Genomic DNA, 15,566 nt, shown 5'->3' with positions numbered 1-15,566 from the left:
GTCGGTTTCATCACGCATGACTTTTGCGGCTATTCTCAGCGCGAGCCGGGCTGGCGGCGATTCGGCCGGGTCGCTGCGCGCCAGCCTGCATTTCGCCGGGCAGACTCTGGTGGAATATCAGGCGCGGCAGGCGGTGCGCGCCGGGGCCGACCGGGTGATGATCCTGGTCAGCGTCATCACCCCGGCCCTGTCGCAGGCCGTCGACCGGCTGTCGGCCGACGGCATCGCCGTCGCGCTGGTCCGCGACATGGTGTCGATGGTGCGCGACGCCCCCCGCGACGCCGACGCCCTGCTGGTCGCGGACGGCGCGATCATCGGACAGGCTTATTTCGAGGCTATGGCCGCCCATCAGGGCGATGCCCTGCTGGTGACCGACGACAGCCGGGCGAGCGCGCCGTTCGAACGGATCGACGCCGGGCAGCGCTGGGCGGGCCTCGTCCGGGTCAGTCCGGACCTGCTGTTCAACACGCTCGACATGATCGGGGACTGGGATCTGGCGCTGACGCTGGTGCGGGGCGCGGTGCAGGCCGGCGCGCGCCGGATCACCGTGCCGCAGGACGACCTGATGGAGGGCCGCGTCGCCCTGGTGGAGACGCAGGAGCAGGCCGATCTGGCGGCGCAGGCGGTGCTTGCCGGCGGACCGCGGCTGCGGCGCGTCCGGGGCGCGGCCGAACAATATCTGCTGGGCCCGGCGGCCCGGTTGATCAGTCCGGCGCTGATGCGCATGCAGGTTCCGGCATTGCAGGTGCGGATCGCCGCCATGGCGCTGGGCGCGATCGCGCTGGTGCCGATCGAACTGCTCTGGACCGGCACCGGCTTCTGCCTGCTGCTGCTGTCGCTGCTGCTGGCGGAAACGGCGGACAGGCTGGACGAAATGGCGTTGCGGCCGCTGCCCATGGGCTGGCTGGCCTTCGTCACGCCGGCCTTCGCGCTAGGCGGGATCGCCTTGGCGGGGGGAGGGACGACGGCGACCTATCTCGCGCTGATGCTGGCGATCGTCCAGATGGCGGATCGCTGGCAAAAGGCCGGGCCGCTGCGGCCATGGATGATCTTCACGCCCGCCAGCGCGCTCATTCCGCTGCTGCTGGCTTCGGCGACCGGAGCGTTGGCGCCGATGTTCGACCTGGCGATGCTGTGCGCCATCGCGTCTGTGGGAACGATGATCCTGCTCCGCCGGAATTGAACGATTTTGCTCGTTACGGTTTAGTGCATTTTAACGACGTGCCATTATGCTGGCCGGCATGAGCGCCTATTCGTCCCTGATCGGACCGACCCGGGCGGACTGCTGGCCGATGGCGCAAGTCATGGCGGGCATGTCCGCCGTGCCCGTCGGCCATGCCATTGATCTGGCGTTTTTCTTTCCCGACGACGGACGGGAACGGCACGACGCGCTGGCGGCGGAGACCCGGCGCCATCTGGGCGGGTGCCTGACCGCGATGGAGATCGGATTGCGCCTGGCGCTGGAGGAAACGCCGGAAATCGCGGCGGCCCTGGCGCAATGGCCGCAACCCGTTTGCTGGTCGACGCTGCGCGCCCAGCCGACCCTGCTGGGACCGGCGCTGCTCGCCCATATGCAGATGCGGGGCGGGATCAGCCTGATGCTGCGCCAGTTCGGCGGGCCGGACGGCGGTTCGGGCGAATCGGAAGCGGACTCGCTGTTCCCCCCCGACGATCCCGCGCTGGGCGAGGCGCTTGCCGCGCTGATGTTGGCGGAGGGGCGCTGGCTGCTGACGGCGGCGGAGGATCAGCCGATGCAGCCCGATCTGCCTGCCGGTTTCTTCGCGGAGCTGTTGTGGACAGCGGCCGCCTGCCTGGCGGCCATCGTCCAGCGGAGCGGCCTGATCGAGGCGGAATCCGTGGTGCCGCTGGTCGAGGCCGCGGCGCAGCGCCAACTGGCCCGGCATGATGAGGCGACGGGGCCGATCGCCGCGGCGGACCGGCTGGTTGGCCGATTGGGCGATCGCGCCGATGCGCCCGAAATAATGGCGGCCGCCCTGCAGCACAGGCGTTTCCTGCTGTTCGCCGCGCTGGCCGGGCGGCGGTTGCGGATGGAGAGCGCGCAGGTCGCGGACATCCTGGTCATGGGTCCGGTGGGGCAGGTTGCGGCGCTGTGCCGCGCGCTGGGAGGATCGGACAGCGATTACCGGCAATTATTGCTGGCGCTGCGGCCGGTGCGGCCCTCCTTGTCCGATGCCACCATCGTCGGAGAAGCCATGCGCTATCAGGAATTGAGCGTGGCGCAGGCCGATGCGGCGGTGGGAGCCCTGCGCGCGCCCGCCGCGCTGCGGGCCAAGTTGGATCATCTGCGGCGGATCGCCGGTTGATGAACATGCCGGCGCATCCCGCCATCATCCGGGCGACGGTCGCCGCGGACGGCCGGCTGCTGAGCGCGGATGCGCCCGTGCTCGCCTTGCAGCAGGAGGCAGGGGGAGACCTCGGCAGCGCGCTGGCGATCCCGCAACTGGCGGCGATGGCGCGGCTGGCGGCGCATCTGGGCATCGCCCTGTCCCGTCCGGTCGTCGCCGCGGCGGAGCGCGGCGACATCGACATGTGGGTGCGGGCCAAGCCGGAAGCCGAACGGGTGCAGCTTTCCATCATCGATTGGCATGAGCGGCAGGCAGTCGCGGCGCCGCTCGATCTGGCGCGGCGGGAAACAGACATCGCCGCCCTGTCCGACGGCTGGACATGGCAGATCGACACCCAGTTGCGCTTCCAGATGGTGCTGGAGGGGTTGGGCGGAGAGGGCGCCTTGCCGTCCGCACCGCCCCTGCCGGGCAGCCGCTTCACCAGCTTTTTCGAGCTGCGCGCCGATGCGGACGGCGACCTGGCGATCCTGCGCGGCTTTGCCCAGCGGCGCGCCTTTCGCGACCAGGTGGCCGGGTTGACCAGCGATCCGGCGCAGCGTTTCATCCTGTCGGGCTTTCCGATGTTCGACCTTGCGGGCCAGTTGGTGGGCTATCGCGGCAAGGCGCTGCCCGTGGACCGCGCCGTCGCCGCGCCGCTCGCCACGCCGGAGCCGCTGCTATTCTATCCCGCCGAATTCGGGAAACGGCTCGACCGTTACCTGCGTCGGCCCCTGGGGCGGATCATCGCCAATGCCGATTCGATCGGCGCGCAACTGGAAGGGCCGCTGCGGCCGGATTATCTGGGCTATGCCGGCGACATTTCGGCGGCGGGGCGGCATCTGATGGCGCTGATCGACGATCTGGCGGACCTGCAGGCGATAGACCGGCCGGATTTCAGCGTGACTGCGGAAGAGATCGACCTGGCCGATGTCGGGCGGCGCGCTGCCGGGCTGTTCCTGGTCAAGGCGCGGGACCGGGGGATCGGCATCCTCGCGCCAGCGCTGGAGGAGGCGGAGCCCGCCATCGGGGAATTCCGCCGCGCCTTGCAGATACTGATGAACCTGGTGGGCAATGCCGTGCGTTATGCGCCCGAAGGATCGACGGTGCGGATCGAAACGGGCCGGCTTGGCGGCCAGGCCTGGATCGCGGTGCTGGACCAGGGCGACGGCATAGCGGCCGACAGCCGGGAGCGCATCTTCGACAAGTTTGAACGGCTCGGCCGCGGCGACGCGGGCGGCAGCGGCCTTGGCCTCTATATTTCGCGGCGGCTGGCGCGCGCCATGGGCGGCGACATCCACATCGACGACGCGCCCGAAGGCGGCGCGCGCTTCACGCTGCTGCTTCCCGCTTTGCAGAACTGAGGCAAGGGACGGCGGGCATCACCCCCTTGCTTTCAAGCGCCCCCAATCTGAGCGCTTGCCGATAGCCCGATCCGCGCTATGTCCGTCCCCGGTCATCAGGGCAGGAGACGGCATGGGCCGCATCGTCGGGAAAATCGTGAAAGGCCTGGGCGTCGCGCTGCTGTTCCTGACGGTCGCCCTCTGCCTGGCGGCGACCATCGTCCCGCCCTTTCTCGACCGCATCTATTATGAGGGGCCGGTCAGCCGCCATTATGACGGCGCGCGCTTCTTCAATCCCGACGGGGAAATCCGCTCTCCCGCGCCGCCGGGCAGCAACCCGCGCGGCTTCATCGCCCGCTGGCTGCTGGGCCAGGACGACCGGCCCTCCTGGCCCGACATGGTGGCGGTCAAGCCATCGCGCCCGCCCGCCTTCGCCGCGCCGCGGGGCATGGTCGCCACCTGGGTCGGGCATGCGACCGTGCTGGTGCAGGCGGCGGGCCTCAATATCCTCACCGATCCGATCTGGTCGGACCATGCCAGTCCCCTTCCGCCGCTGGGGCCGAAGCGGGTGGCGCAGCCGGGCGTGCGCTTCGACGACCTGCCGAAGATCGACCTTATCCTCGTCAGCCACAATCATTACGACCATATGGACATCCCCACGCTGAAAAGGCTCTGGGAACGGGACCGGCCAAAGATCGTCACCAGCCTGGGCAACGACGCGATACTGAAAGCGAACGGCATACCGTCGACCGCGCTCGACTGGGGGCAATCGGTCAGCGGCGCGGCGCTGGGCGGCCTGGGCGACGACACGGTGATCCAGTGCGAAAATTACGAACATTGCCCGGATTATCGCGTCCATGTTCTGCGCAATCATCATTGGAGCAGCCGCTGGGGCACGGACCGCAGCCGGGCGCTCTGGTCCAGCTTCTTCATCAGCACGAGGGCGGGAAATATCTTCTTCGCGGGCGACACGGGCGCGGGCGACATGGCCTGGCCTGACGAAGCGGCGCGGCTGGGGTCGATAAGGCTGGCGCTGATTCCCATCGGAGCCTTCCGTTTCTGGCCCGGCCAGATGCAGTCGGACGCGCATGTCGGACCGGAACAGGCGGTGCGGTTGTTCGGGAAGCTGGAGGCTTCCACCGCCATTCCCATCCATTGGGGGACGTTCCGCCTTTCCTATGAGAAATGGGACACGCCGCCCAGGATGCTGGAGCTTTATCTGCGCTGCGCGGGCATTGAACGGCGTCGCTTCGCGCCGCTCAGGGTCGGGCAGTCGATCCAGGTGCCCGGCTTGTCGCCGGTGCGGCGCGGAGAGCGGCGGTGCGACCGGCGCGCGATCGCGGGACTGGAGTAGCTTGCCGCCGCCGGGATGGCCGCTGCCGGCCGTTTCGCGTCATCGGCCTCTTTCGGGCCAGTGGAAGGCCATGCCGCTTTCCCCCGTTTGCGCGCCGTCCGCGTCGAAGCGGCGCTCCGCGATGACGCCTTGCCCCTGCGCGTCCACCGCGACGATGGTGCTGCATCGCGTGCCATAGACGGGATTTCGGATGAAGATGGGCGACACCATCGCCTCGGCCGGAACGTCAGAGGGCGCGTCGGGGGCGATGCCGGCATGGGGCAGGCTTTCCGCGCGGAGAGCGTCGAACAGCGTCAGCGGATCGTCTGCTCCCGCGACCAGCCAATCGAGCAGGGCGGATTTCAGGGCCAGCGTCTTGGGCCAGGGCGCGTCGAGCGTGCCGTTGGAAAGGCCGTAAAGGCCGGGCGCAAGGTCGGTGCGCAACGGGGCGGGGCGGTTGGTCAGGAACTGCGCCCGATCCCCTTCGACCAGGATCAGGTTGAACGGATTGAAATCCGCCGGCGGAGCCGCTTCCCGGCCGCTCAGAAGGTCCGTAACCAGCGCGCCGCGAGAGGCGCGATCGGGATGGGGATCGCCATGGCCGCGCAGGTTGGTGACGATCGCGGCGCGCCCCTGTTCCGACACGCCCAGCCAGGTTCCGCCGGACAGCAGGTCGCGCCCCGCGATCAGATGGTCCGGATTCTCCCACCGGGCGAGCGGCGCCGCCGGGCGGGCGTGGAGTTCGTCGCGATTGCCGATCAGGATCAGCCGCCAGTGCGGGTGCGCGTCCCACGCCATCGCCATGATGCACATGCCTTTTCCTCCCGATTCAGCGGCGGCTTGATAAACGGTCCGCGCCTCTCCATATAGGCCCGTGCCGGGTTCGCCCGGCTATGGTGATAAATTGTGTCGTGCAATAGGCGCAGCGGACCCGGGGGCGGTACCCGGCGGCTCCACCACATATCCCCTTTCGCGAGGGGGGTGTTTGACGGGGCCGAACTAGGATCGACGTGTGTTGAAAAGCGATATTTTCACCCGGCCTGAGTAAGCCGTAAAAAGGTTCAAAACTCACAAGTGCCAACGATAACGAGGCTCTTGCTCTTGCTGCGTAATTGATGGCCTCACGGCCGGACATTACTCAAAAAGAACGCGGTTGAACCCACCGGGCAACAGAAGGGAATTCAGCGGCCTCCGGAGGGGCCGGGCAACAGAACCCTCCGGACCCTTCTTCCCGAAAATCCATGTCCCCGCCAGCCGCCTATCGCGGATCGTTCAGCCCTGTGCGCTCCTGGCGCGAATCGGAAGGGGCCGTAACCCCTTCATTCGATTACACTTTTATGACAGTTCGAAGAAAAAGTCATAAGGCATTGAAAATAAAGTGATAAAAATCCCTTCCAGAGGTTTCCCGGCCCCTTGTCGCCATGTCATCAAAGTGAAATACTAATGGCTATTGTAGAAGGTTTTTTCAGGAGAAACGGAATGGCGAAGGCGGCAGCGATTCTGGCCCTTGGGCTGGCGGCGATGGCGCCGGCCATGGCCTTCGCGGCGACGGAGGAGGTGGTCGTGGTCGGCGTGCCCGACGGCCGTCTCGCCGCCGGCGCGCTGGTCGCGGGGGATTACGGCCGCGCCGCCCGCCGCCTGGAAGCGGTCCGTCCCGATGCGGCGAACGATCCGGCCCGTCTCATCAACCTGGGTAATGCCTATGCCGGCATGGGCCGCATCGATGCTGCCCATGCGGCCTACAAGGCCGCCCGGTTCGCGCCGGACACTCCCCTGGTGACGGCGGACGGCAACGAGGCGTCGTCGCGGGACATCGCCCGCCGCGCTCTCGGCCGGCTGAACGCGCAATACGCCATGCGCTGAAAAAAAGGCGTCAGGCGGAAGCCCTGGGTGCAGGGAGAGGGGGCGTCGTCCGCTACCGGACGGCGCCCCTGCCGCGTTCGCCGTCACGCGAATGAAAGAATAGTCTTCAAACTGTCATCTCAAAGACGCCGTTTCGTCACGGAATCAAAATAAGCCTGTCATCTGACGAGCCTAGCTGCCGCCTCGGAGGGCGACAGGGGGCGTTGTCCGATTCTAGTTCCCCTTGGCGCTCCGCATTCCATCACATGCCGGCAAAGCCGGAAGCGGAGACGACATGGCCAAGTTCAACCGACTGCAAACCATCCTGATGGCAGGCTGCGCCTGCGCGGCGCTCGGCGCATGCGGCGCGGACGACATCGCTTCGCCCGGCGAAGGCACCATCGTGCTGCCCACCCCCACGCCCAGCCCCACGCCCACGCCGACTCCCACGCCGACGCCGACGGCGGTGACGCCGGCTTCGAGCTGCCCGACGATTGCGGGTTCCGACCAGTTGACCGACCTTGGCACCATCACCGACGGCAGCAACACCTGGCGGAACTGCGGCTTTCCCGCGCGGTTCAACAGCACCACCGCGATCGCCAAGGCCGCGGGCGTCATCTATTCCCTGCCGGGCCGCGTGGACGTCGGCACCGATCAGGGCGCCGCGAGCACCGGCACCAACGTCACCCTGTCGATCGATCCGGGCGTGGTGGTCTTCGCCAGCACCGGCAACGCCTATCTGGCGGTGAATCGCGGCAATAAGATCAATGCGGTGGGCACCGCGACAAGCCCCATCGTCTTCACCAGCCGCGAGAATGTGACCGGCGCCGCCAACGACCAGTCATCCGGGCAGTGGGGCGGCATCGTGCTGCTCGGCCGGGCGAAGATCACCGATTGCGACGCGCCGGCCGCCGCGCCGGGCACCACCGCCTGCACGCGCGACACCGAAGGCGCCAGCAACGCCATTTACGGCGGCGCGGACGATGCCGACAGTTCCGGCCGGTTGAGCTATGTCCAGATCCGCTATTCGGGCTTCGTGCTGTCGAACGGCAAGGAGCTGCAGGGCCTGACTCCCTCGGGCGTGGGCACCGGCACGCAGATCGACCATATCCAGGTTCATAACAGCTCGGACGACGGCATCGAGGTGTTCGGCGGTTCGACGCACATGAAATATCTGGTGCTGACCGGCAATGAGGACGACAATCTGGATACCGACGTGGGCTTCCGCGGCACGGCCCAGTTCATCATCTCCGTCCAGCGCGCCAACGCCAATATCGGCGACACCTTCACCGAGACGGACTCCAATGGTTCGACCACGAACAGCAATGCCAGCGAGGACGCGCTGCCCCGCCAATATCTGAAGGTGGCGAACTTCACCCATATCCAGCGGTCGAACACCGGCGATGACGGCGCGACCATGATGCTGCGCGGCGGCGCCGACCTTGCCATGGTGAACGGCATCATCGTCAGCCCCGACCAGAGCTGCCTGCGCATCAACAGCGCGTCGACCGTGCGCGATGCCGACCCGGCGCTGCAGGACGCGGGCAAGCCGCGCTACCTGTCGGTGGTCATGCAGTGCAACGCCACCCCGTTCAAGGGCACCGGCGGCGCTGACGTGGCGCTGGTCCAGTCGATCTTCACGACCGACCCGAACAGCACGTTCACCTACACGCCGTCGCTGACCAGCCTGTTCGTCAACGGCGCGACTGAAACCGCCCGCACCGCGATCGACCCCAAGACGGTCGACAGCGCCTTCACCACCACCAACTATGTCGGCGCGGTGAAGGACAGCAACGACAGTTGGTATGCCGGCTGGACCTGCAACTCGGTGACGGCGAGCTTCGGCAGCAGCAGCAAGAACTGCACGGCCATCCCGACCACCTGATCGGTTCCTGACCTCAACAGGGGCGGGGAAGCGTGCATCCGGCGCTTCCCCGCCTTCTTTGCACTGAATTTCTTTTGGGGGACATTTTCATGTCACAGCCGCTGAACATGGCGCGCCTGCTCCTGATTTCCACCGCGCTGGTCGCGCCTGCGGCCATGGCCCAGAACGCCGCGCCCACGCCGCCCGTCACCTCCGGCACCCCGACGCAATCGGAGGAAGCCGACGCCCAGGCCGGGCGGGTCGACGTGTCCATCCCCGGTTCCGACATCATCGTCACCGGCCGCCGCAACAGCAATGTGTCCCAGGCCGCGCCGCAGGTGGTGAACGTGTTGTCCGCCGCCGACATCAAGCGCACGGGCGAGGGCGACATCGCCGGTTCGCTCCAGCGCGTGACCGGCCTTTCGGTCGTGTCCGGCGGCTATGTCTATGTGCGCGGCCTTGGCGACCGCTATTCGCTGGCCTTGCTGAACGGTTCGCCGCTGCCCAGCCCCGAACCGTTGAAGCGCGTCGTGCCGCTCGACATCTTCCCGACCAGCGTGATCGCCTCGACGCTGGTGCAGAAAAGCTATTCGGCCAATTTCCCCGGCGAATTCGGCGGCGGCGTGATCAACCTCACGACCAAGGCGATTCCGGCGGAAAGCTACCTGGAACTGAGCGTCGGCAGCTCGGCCAATACGGAGACGTCCGGCCAGCTGGGCTACACCTATTATGGCAGCAAGTCGGACTGGACGGGTTTCGACGACGGTTCGCGCGACGTCCCGCCGCTGCTGGCGCAGGCGTTCAAGGGCGGCGTTCCCTTCTCCAACATTCCGCGGGGCGGCCTGCAGGCGATCTCGATGCAGTTCCTGAACGCCAAGACATCGGTGCTGCAGCGGACCAACAGCCTGCCGTTCAACTTTTCCGGATCGCTGAACGGCGGCACCGCCTTCGACGTTGGAAGCGACGGGCGCCTGGGGCTGTTGCTGACCGCGTCCTACAGCAACAAATGGCGCACGCGCGCTTCGCTCCAGCAGGCGTCGACCGACCTCAGCCAGGCGCCGGGCAAGACGGGGACGCAGGTCAGCACGGACAATGAGGTCACCGTCAACGCGTTGTTCGGGGCCGGGCTGGAACTGGGGGAGCAGAAGATCCGCTGGACCAACGTCTTCATCCGCGACACGCTGAAGCGCGGCGCCCTGTCGCTCGGGCGGAACAATGGCGAGATCGAGGGCGCGGACTATATGAAGCAGAACACCGCCTGGTACGAACGGCAGTTGATCGACACGCAACTGGTGGGCGAGTTCAGGCTGGCCGACGCGCTCAGCCTGGATCTGCGCGGCGGCTACGCCAATTCTCAGCGCGAGGCGCCCTATGAGCGCGAGTTCGAATATGTGCGCACCAATCGCGACCTTGCCGCCGATCCGGTGGGGGATCGCTTCATCAACGCGCTCAACCGCCAGCGCGGCGACGCGTCGATCACCTTCAGCGACCTGAACGAGGATCTGTGGTCGGCGGGCGCCGACCTCAGCTACAAATTCTCGCCCGCCCTGACGCTGACGACAGGCTATGCGTTCAGCGACACGAAGCGCACGTCGTCGCGCTATGAACTGCATTTCGATGCGACCAACCTGCCGATCGACGCGCAGCAGATGCGGCCCGACTATCTGTTGTCGGATGCCGCCATCCAGCTTTACGACATGACGCTGCTGGACTTTTCCGGCAACTATCCGGTCTATGACGCCGCGCTGCGCGTCCATGCGGGCTATGGTCAGGTGAAGGCGGAACTGGCGCCGGGCCTGACCATCGATGCGGGCGTGCGCCATGAAAAGGGCCGGCAGTCGGTCACGGGCGTCGATGTCTACAACACCGGGCTGACCCCGGTTAACAGGATCGACGAAAGCTATTGGCTGCCGGCCGCGACGCTGACGTTCGAGGCGTCCAAGGGGCTTCAGTTCCGCATCAGCGGGTCGAAGACCATCGCCCGCCCGCAGTTCCGCGAACTGATCGCGCAGCCCTATATCGACACGGAATCCAACCGCTTCTACCGCGGCAACCCGTTCCTGCAGGACAGCGAATTGTGGAATGCGGAAGCGCGGGCCGAATGGTATATGGGCCGCGACGAACGGCTGACGCTGGCGGGTTTCTGGAAGAAGATCGACAACCCGATCGAAACCTACACCACCATCAACGACAAATATGACGTGACGACCAGCTTCGCCAACGCGCCGGAAGCGACGCTCTACGGCGCGGAGGTCGAGGCGCAGAAATATCTGCCGCTCGACAGCCTGTCCGACGCGGCCTTCTTCCAGAGCCGGCGCCTGGTGCTGATCGGCAACTACACCTATACCAGGTCGAAGCTGAAGGTCGGCGAAGGCGACACGACCGTCCCCTACAGCTACACCGCCGGGCCGCTGCCCGCGGCGTCGGACTATTTCCAGGACGGCGTGCCGCTGACCGGCCAGTCCGACCATCTGGTGAACGTCCAGGTCGGGCTGGAGGATACCGACAAGCTGTCGCAGCAGACCCTGCTGCTCACCTACGCCAGTCCCCGCGTGACCAGCCGTGGTCCGAACCTTCAGCCCGACATCAGGGAAAAGCCGGGCCTGACGCTGGACTTCGTGGCGCGCCAGGCGGTGAAGCTGCCGGGCGGCATCAACAGCGAGTTCAAGTTCGAGGCGCGCAACATCACCGGCCGGAAATTCCAGGAGTTCCAGCAATTGGACGGCGCCAAGCTGTTCTACAACCGATACAAGATCGGCACGACCCTGGCCGCGTCGCTGACCGTCGCCTTCTGAACCTGCCGGCCGCCGCCTTCTCCTGGAGCGGGTTTCGATCTGGTTGAATCAGATGGCCGCTCTGGATTTTGGTTTTCCGCGATTTCTTAACCAGCGATCAGTTTCGATCGCTTGGAAATCGCTCCAAGGGCGCGCCGTGCCCCTGCGCAGGCAGGAGCACGGCGCGCCTGATGGCGCCAAGGGTCATTCGCGCCCCACGCCCGATCACGCCCAGGGGCGCTCGCGATACCATTTGGTGATGACATGCTTGACCCCGCCGCGCACCTTCATGCCGTGGTGGATGCTGGCGGGATTACAGGCGCCCGGCCCCAGCCGGTTGTTCCATGCCAGCAGCTTGCCGGTTTCGGGCTGCACCGTCTTGCCGATCTTGACGAAGCGGGTCGCGCCGCCCGCCGCCGGTTCGTTCAGGTAGACCATCAGCGTCCAGGTGCGGTTGCCGGAAACCGCGCAGAAGCGTTCGAAATCGATGCCCCCGGGTTCGAAATAGTCGGTATGCGCCTTGAATTCCTGGCCGAGCGCATAGCGCTGCCCCTGAATGGGCTCGCCATGGGCGGGGTCGATGCCGACAAAGGCGGCGAGCTTCGCGTCGATCCCCGCGACGAACGGGTCGGAAGCATCCAGGTCGCATGTCTCGCTGGTGCGGAAATATCCGTCGCCATTCGCGTCCGCGATGGTGGAGGGGCGGCGGTGGGCGTCGATCCGTTCGACCAGGCCGGCGCATTCCTCCGCCGAGAGGAAATGGCGCTGGATGAACAGGGTAAGGTCGCGGCTGGGCACGCGCTGGACGCGGGGGTGGGACGCGATCCAGGCGGGATCGGCGTCGGCGGCGAAGGGGGGAAGGCTGTCTGCCATCGGCGGGTCCAGGAAGCGGAAATCAAGCCTTTTGCTATCGCTGGCCGCGCGAAATGCAAGCGCCGTCGCTTCGGTCGTTGCGATTGTCATCAAAGCGTCACAATAGTGTCATCCGGTGGTAAAACCGATTTTATAGCAGGCGCCGATATCGAGGGGGATGAACGACGCGCATGCGTGTGGCTTTCAGCGAGAATATCCGGAACATGGGCGGGCGGCTGCGGCCCGTCGACTGGCTGGCGGCGGTCGAGAAGCTGTTTCTGGGCCTGCTGGCGCTGCTGTGCGCGGCGCTGGTCTGGGCGGTGCTGACGCCCGTCGGCAGTTTCGGCCCCTGGGAAGGGCGGCAGGCCCGCTTCCTCTCCGTCGCGGAGCGGCAGGCCCTGTTTTCCCGCTTCGACCCCTTTTATCGCGGCGGCCCGCAACAGGCGGGCGGCGGCGTCGTGACCTCCCTGGCGCTGACGGTCTACGGCATCCGGCTGAACGAAGGGTCGGGACTGGGCTCGGCCATCGTGGCGGGACCGGACGGGGTGCAGAACAGCTTTGCCGTGGGGGAGGAGATCATGCCTGGCGTGGTGCTGAAGGCGGTCGCCTTCGACCATATCACCATCGACCGGGGCGGGGCGGAGGAGCAGGTTTTCCTCGACCAGTCGCAGCCCGCGCCCGTCGTCGCGCCGGAAGGTTCGCCTCCGCCGCCGCCGGTGGCGGGGATGGACAATCCCAGCGCGGACATGCTGAAGCGCGACGTCGGCTTCACCCCCCGGATGCAGAACGGGCGCGTCACCGGCCTGATCCTGACGGCCAGGGGACCGGGCTTCCAGCAGGCCGGCTTCCAGCCCGGCGACGTCATCACCCAGGTCGATGGCCAGCCCATAGGATCGCTGAGCGATCTTCAGGCGCTGCAGGGCAGGATCATGCCCGGCGCGCGCATTTCCCTGATGGTGGAACGCGGCGCGGCCACATCCTCCGTCAATCTGACACTGCAAGGCCAATGACCAGAAAACCGCTTCTTTCCGCCGCCATGGCCCTCGCGCTGGCGGCTCCCATCGCATCGCCGGTCATGGCGCAGCAGACGCTGAACGTGCGCGACGCCGACATCCGCGCCTTCATCCAGGACGCGGCGCGAGTGACGGGGCGGACCTTCATCATCGACAATCGCGTGTCGGGGAAGGTTTCCGTCGTGACCGACCGGCCCCTGTCGCGGTCCGAATATTTCGAGATTTTCCTGTCGACCCTGCGGGCGAACGGACTGGTGGCGGTGCCGGCGCCGGGCGGCGCCTATCGCATCCAGCCGGCGGACGGCGCGGCGGGCCAGCCCAGCGCCGTGGGCCGGGCGGCCAATCGCAACCAGTTCGTGACGGAGGTGTTCCGCCTGCGCTCCATCGACGCGGCGAGCGCGCTGGAAACGCTGCGGCCGCTGGTCAGCAAGGATGGTTCGGTGACGGCGAACCGGGCGGGCAACAGCGTGGTCGTGGCCGACTATGCCGACAATATCGGGCGCATCCGGCAGGTGATCGCGCGGATCGACCGGGATACGGCCTCGACCACCACGGTCGTGCTGAAAAATGCCGGGGCGCGGGAGATCGCGACGTCCCTGCAGGCGCTGGTGACGACGGGCGGGGAAGGGGCGGCGAAGCCCGCGACCGTCGTGCCGATCGACAGCAGCAACGCCGTCGCGATCCGGGGTGACGCCGGAACGGTGGCGCGGCTGGCGCAGATGGCGCGCGACCTGGACCGGCAGGCGGCCAGCGGGACCGAAATCCGCGTCTACTGGCTGGAACATGCCGATGCCGAAAAGCTGCTGCCGGTGTTGCAGCAACTGGTGGGCCAGGCGACCGCTTCGCCCGTGACCGCTTCAACCCCGGCCGCCGGAACCCCGCCCTCCGCCGCGCCTGCCGCCGCCTCGACCGTGGTGGCGGGGTCGGGCGGTTCGGGCGGCAACGGGATTTCGTCCCGCGGGCCTGCCATCGTCACCCGCTATGAAGGCGCCAATGCGATCATCGTCGCGGCGAACAGCGACGTGCAGCGGATGCTGGGCGAGACGATCCGCCAGATCGACACGCGGCGCGAACAGGTGCTGGTGGAGGCGATCATCGTCGAGATCAGCGACGCCGCCGCCAAGAAGCTGGGCGTGCAATTCCTGATCGGCAGCACCAAGACGGGCTTTGCCGCGACCAATTATTCCAATGCTTCGCCCAATATCTTGACGTTGGCAGGCGCGATCGCCGCCGATCGGCTGGGCGAGACGACGACGACCGTCGTGGCGCCGGACGGCACCCGAACGGAGACGAGGACGCGGGAAAATGGCGACCTTGCTAATACGCTGCAGCAGGCGGCGGTCGACAGCCTGATGAACGCGACCGGCGGCTTCGGCGGGGTGGCGACGTCGCTGGGGCGGAACGGGATTTTCGGCGCGATCATCAATGCCGTCAAATCCGATACCGACAGCAACATCCTCTCCACCCCCTCCGTCATGACGCTGGATAACCAGAAGGCGTCGATACTGGTCGGCCAGCAGGTGCCGGTGACGACGGGCGAGGCGCTGAGCCAGAATTTCGACAACCAGTTCCGCACTGTGCAGCGGCAGGATGTCGGCATCAAGCTGGAGGTGAAGCCCCAGATCAACACCGGCGGCGCGATCAAGCTGTTCCTGAAGCAGGAAGTGTCCAGCGTCGCCGGGCCGGTGTCGAACAACAACAGCGACCTCATCATCAACAAGCGCGAGATCGAGACGACCGTGACGGTCGACGATGGCGAGATATTGGCGCTGGGCGGCCTGCTGGACGACAATGAGCGCAAGACGATAGAGCGCATTCCGCTGCTGTCCGACATTCCCGGCCTTGGCGAACTGTTCAAGTCGCGCAGCAAGAGCCGGACCAAGACGAACCTGATGGTCTTCATCCGCCCCACCATCCTGCGGTCCAAGGAGGATGCGCAGAAACTGACGCAGCAGCGCTACGGCTATATTCGCGGCATGCAGTTGCTGCGCAATCCGGAACAGGAGCCGAGCATCGACGAACTGGTGCGCGACTATATGGGCGCGGCTCCTCCGGCCGCAGCGCCGCAGCCCGGCGACGCCGTGGCGCGGCCGCCCGCCGAGATCATCGAACCGACCGCCCGCCAGTCGAGCGGCGTGGTGCGGCCCGTTCCGCCAAGTGAGGCAAAGCCGTGAACGACGAGCAGCAACGTGCTCCTGCGCAG

Annotated in this window: 11 protein-coding genes and 1 other RNA gene; 10 read left to right on the top strand and 2 right to left on the bottom strand. The window is 66.9% G+C overall.

What is annotated here, in order from left to right; genetic code table 11:
- The first annotated feature begins 16 nt into the window (after nucleotides 1-16).
- From Sj15T_RS08295 to Sj15T_RS08280, 4 genes are all read left to right on the top strand, one after another.
- Nucleotides 17-1,183, top strand: a complete 1,167-nt coding sequence (locus Sj15T_RS08295) for a hypothetical protein (protein WP_013040594.1) — start codon at nucleotides 17-19, stop codon at nucleotides 1,181-1,183.
- 46 nt (nucleotides 1,184-1,229) lie between these two features.
- Nucleotides 1,230-2,324, top strand: coding sequence for a DUF2336 domain-containing protein (locus tag Sj15T_RS08290; RefSeq protein ID WP_013040593.1), 1,095 nt, complete (start codon nucleotides 1,230-1,232; stop codon nucleotides 2,322-2,324).
- Nucleotides 2,324-3,706, top strand: a complete 1,383-nt coding sequence (locus Sj15T_RS08285; RefSeq protein WP_013040592.1) for a HAMP domain-containing sensor histidine kinase — start codon at nucleotides 2,324-2,326, stop codon at nucleotides 3,704-3,706. The genes Sj15T_RS08290 and Sj15T_RS08285 overlap by 1 nt, the downstream gene beginning before the upstream one ends.
- 112 nt (nucleotides 3,707-3,818) lie before the next feature.
- Nucleotides 3,819-5,039 carry an MBL fold metallo-hydrolase gene (locus Sj15T_RS08280; RefSeq protein WP_013040591.1) on the top strand — a complete coding sequence of 407 codons (1,221 nt, stop codon included), beginning with the start codon at nucleotides 3,819-3,821 and terminating at the stop codon, nucleotides 5,037-5,039.
- 39 nt (nucleotides 5,040-5,078) lie between these two features.
- Here Sj15T_RS08280 and Sj15T_RS08275 read toward each other — a convergent pair whose 3' ends face one another.
- Entirely contained in the window at nucleotides 5,079-5,831 is a 753-nt protein-coding gene (locus Sj15T_RS08275) for an NRDE family protein (RefSeq protein WP_013040590.1), read from the bottom strand.
- Nucleotides 5,832-5,854: 23 nt separating this feature from the next.
- On the opposite strand from Sj15T_RS08275, the gene ssrA reads away from it, so the two are divergent.
- From ssrA to Sj15T_RS08255, 4 genes are all read left to right on the top strand, one after another.
- Nucleotides 5,855-6,202, top strand: a transfer-messenger RNA (tmRNA) gene (ssrA, locus tag Sj15T_RS08270).
- Nucleotides 6,203-6,497: 295 nt separating this feature from the next.
- Nucleotides 6,498-6,881: a hypothetical protein gene (locus Sj15T_RS08265; RefSeq protein ID WP_007688431.1), complete on the top strand. Its 384-nt coding sequence runs from the start codon at nucleotides 6,498-6,500 to the stop codon at nucleotides 6,879-6,881.
- 274 nt (nucleotides 6,882-7,155) lie between these two features.
- Nucleotides 7,156-8,745, top strand: coding sequence for a hypothetical protein (locus tag Sj15T_RS08260; RefSeq protein WP_007688430.1), 1,590 nt, complete (start codon nucleotides 7,156-7,158; stop codon nucleotides 8,743-8,745).
- 89 nt (nucleotides 8,746-8,834) lie between these two features.
- Entirely contained in the window at nucleotides 8,835-11,519 is a 2,685-nt protein-coding gene (locus tag Sj15T_RS08255) for a TonB-dependent receptor (protein WP_025772674.1), read from the top strand.
- Nucleotides 11,520-11,723: 204 nt separating this feature from the next.
- On the opposite strand, the gene Sj15T_RS08250 is transcribed toward Sj15T_RS08255, so the two are convergent.
- Nucleotides 11,724-12,461, bottom strand: coding sequence for a 2OG-Fe(II) oxygenase (locus tag Sj15T_RS08250; protein WP_013040588.1), 738 nt, complete (start codon nucleotides 12,459-12,461; stop codon nucleotides 11,724-11,726).
- An 80-nt stretch (nucleotides 12,462-12,541) separates the two neighbouring features.
- Here Sj15T_RS08250 and Sj15T_RS08245 point away from each other — a divergent pair, with 80 nt between their 5' ends.
- Together Sj15T_RS08245 and gspD are read left to right on the top strand one after the other, a co-directional pair.
- Nucleotides 12,542-13,360, top strand: coding sequence for a type II secretion system protein N (locus Sj15T_RS08245; RefSeq protein ID WP_013040587.1), 819 nt, complete (start codon nucleotides 12,542-12,544; stop codon nucleotides 13,358-13,360).
- Nucleotides 13,357-15,537, top strand: coding sequence for a type II secretion system secretin GspD (gene gspD, locus Sj15T_RS08240; protein ID WP_013040586.1), 2,181 nt, complete (start codon nucleotides 13,357-13,359; stop codon nucleotides 15,535-15,537). The genes Sj15T_RS08245 and gspD overlap by 4 nt, the downstream gene beginning before the upstream one ends.
- Nucleotides 15,538-15,566 lie beyond the last annotated feature (29 nt).

Origin of the sequence: Sphingobium sp. TA15, assembly GCF_037101235.1 — a bacterium.
GTDB classification, from domain to species: Bacteria; Pseudomonadota; Alphaproteobacteria; order Sphingomonadales; family Sphingomonadaceae; genus Sphingobium; species Sphingobium indicum.
Note: the sequence above shows the minus strand (reverse complement) of the source record. Positions and strands in the feature narration are given on the sequence as shown.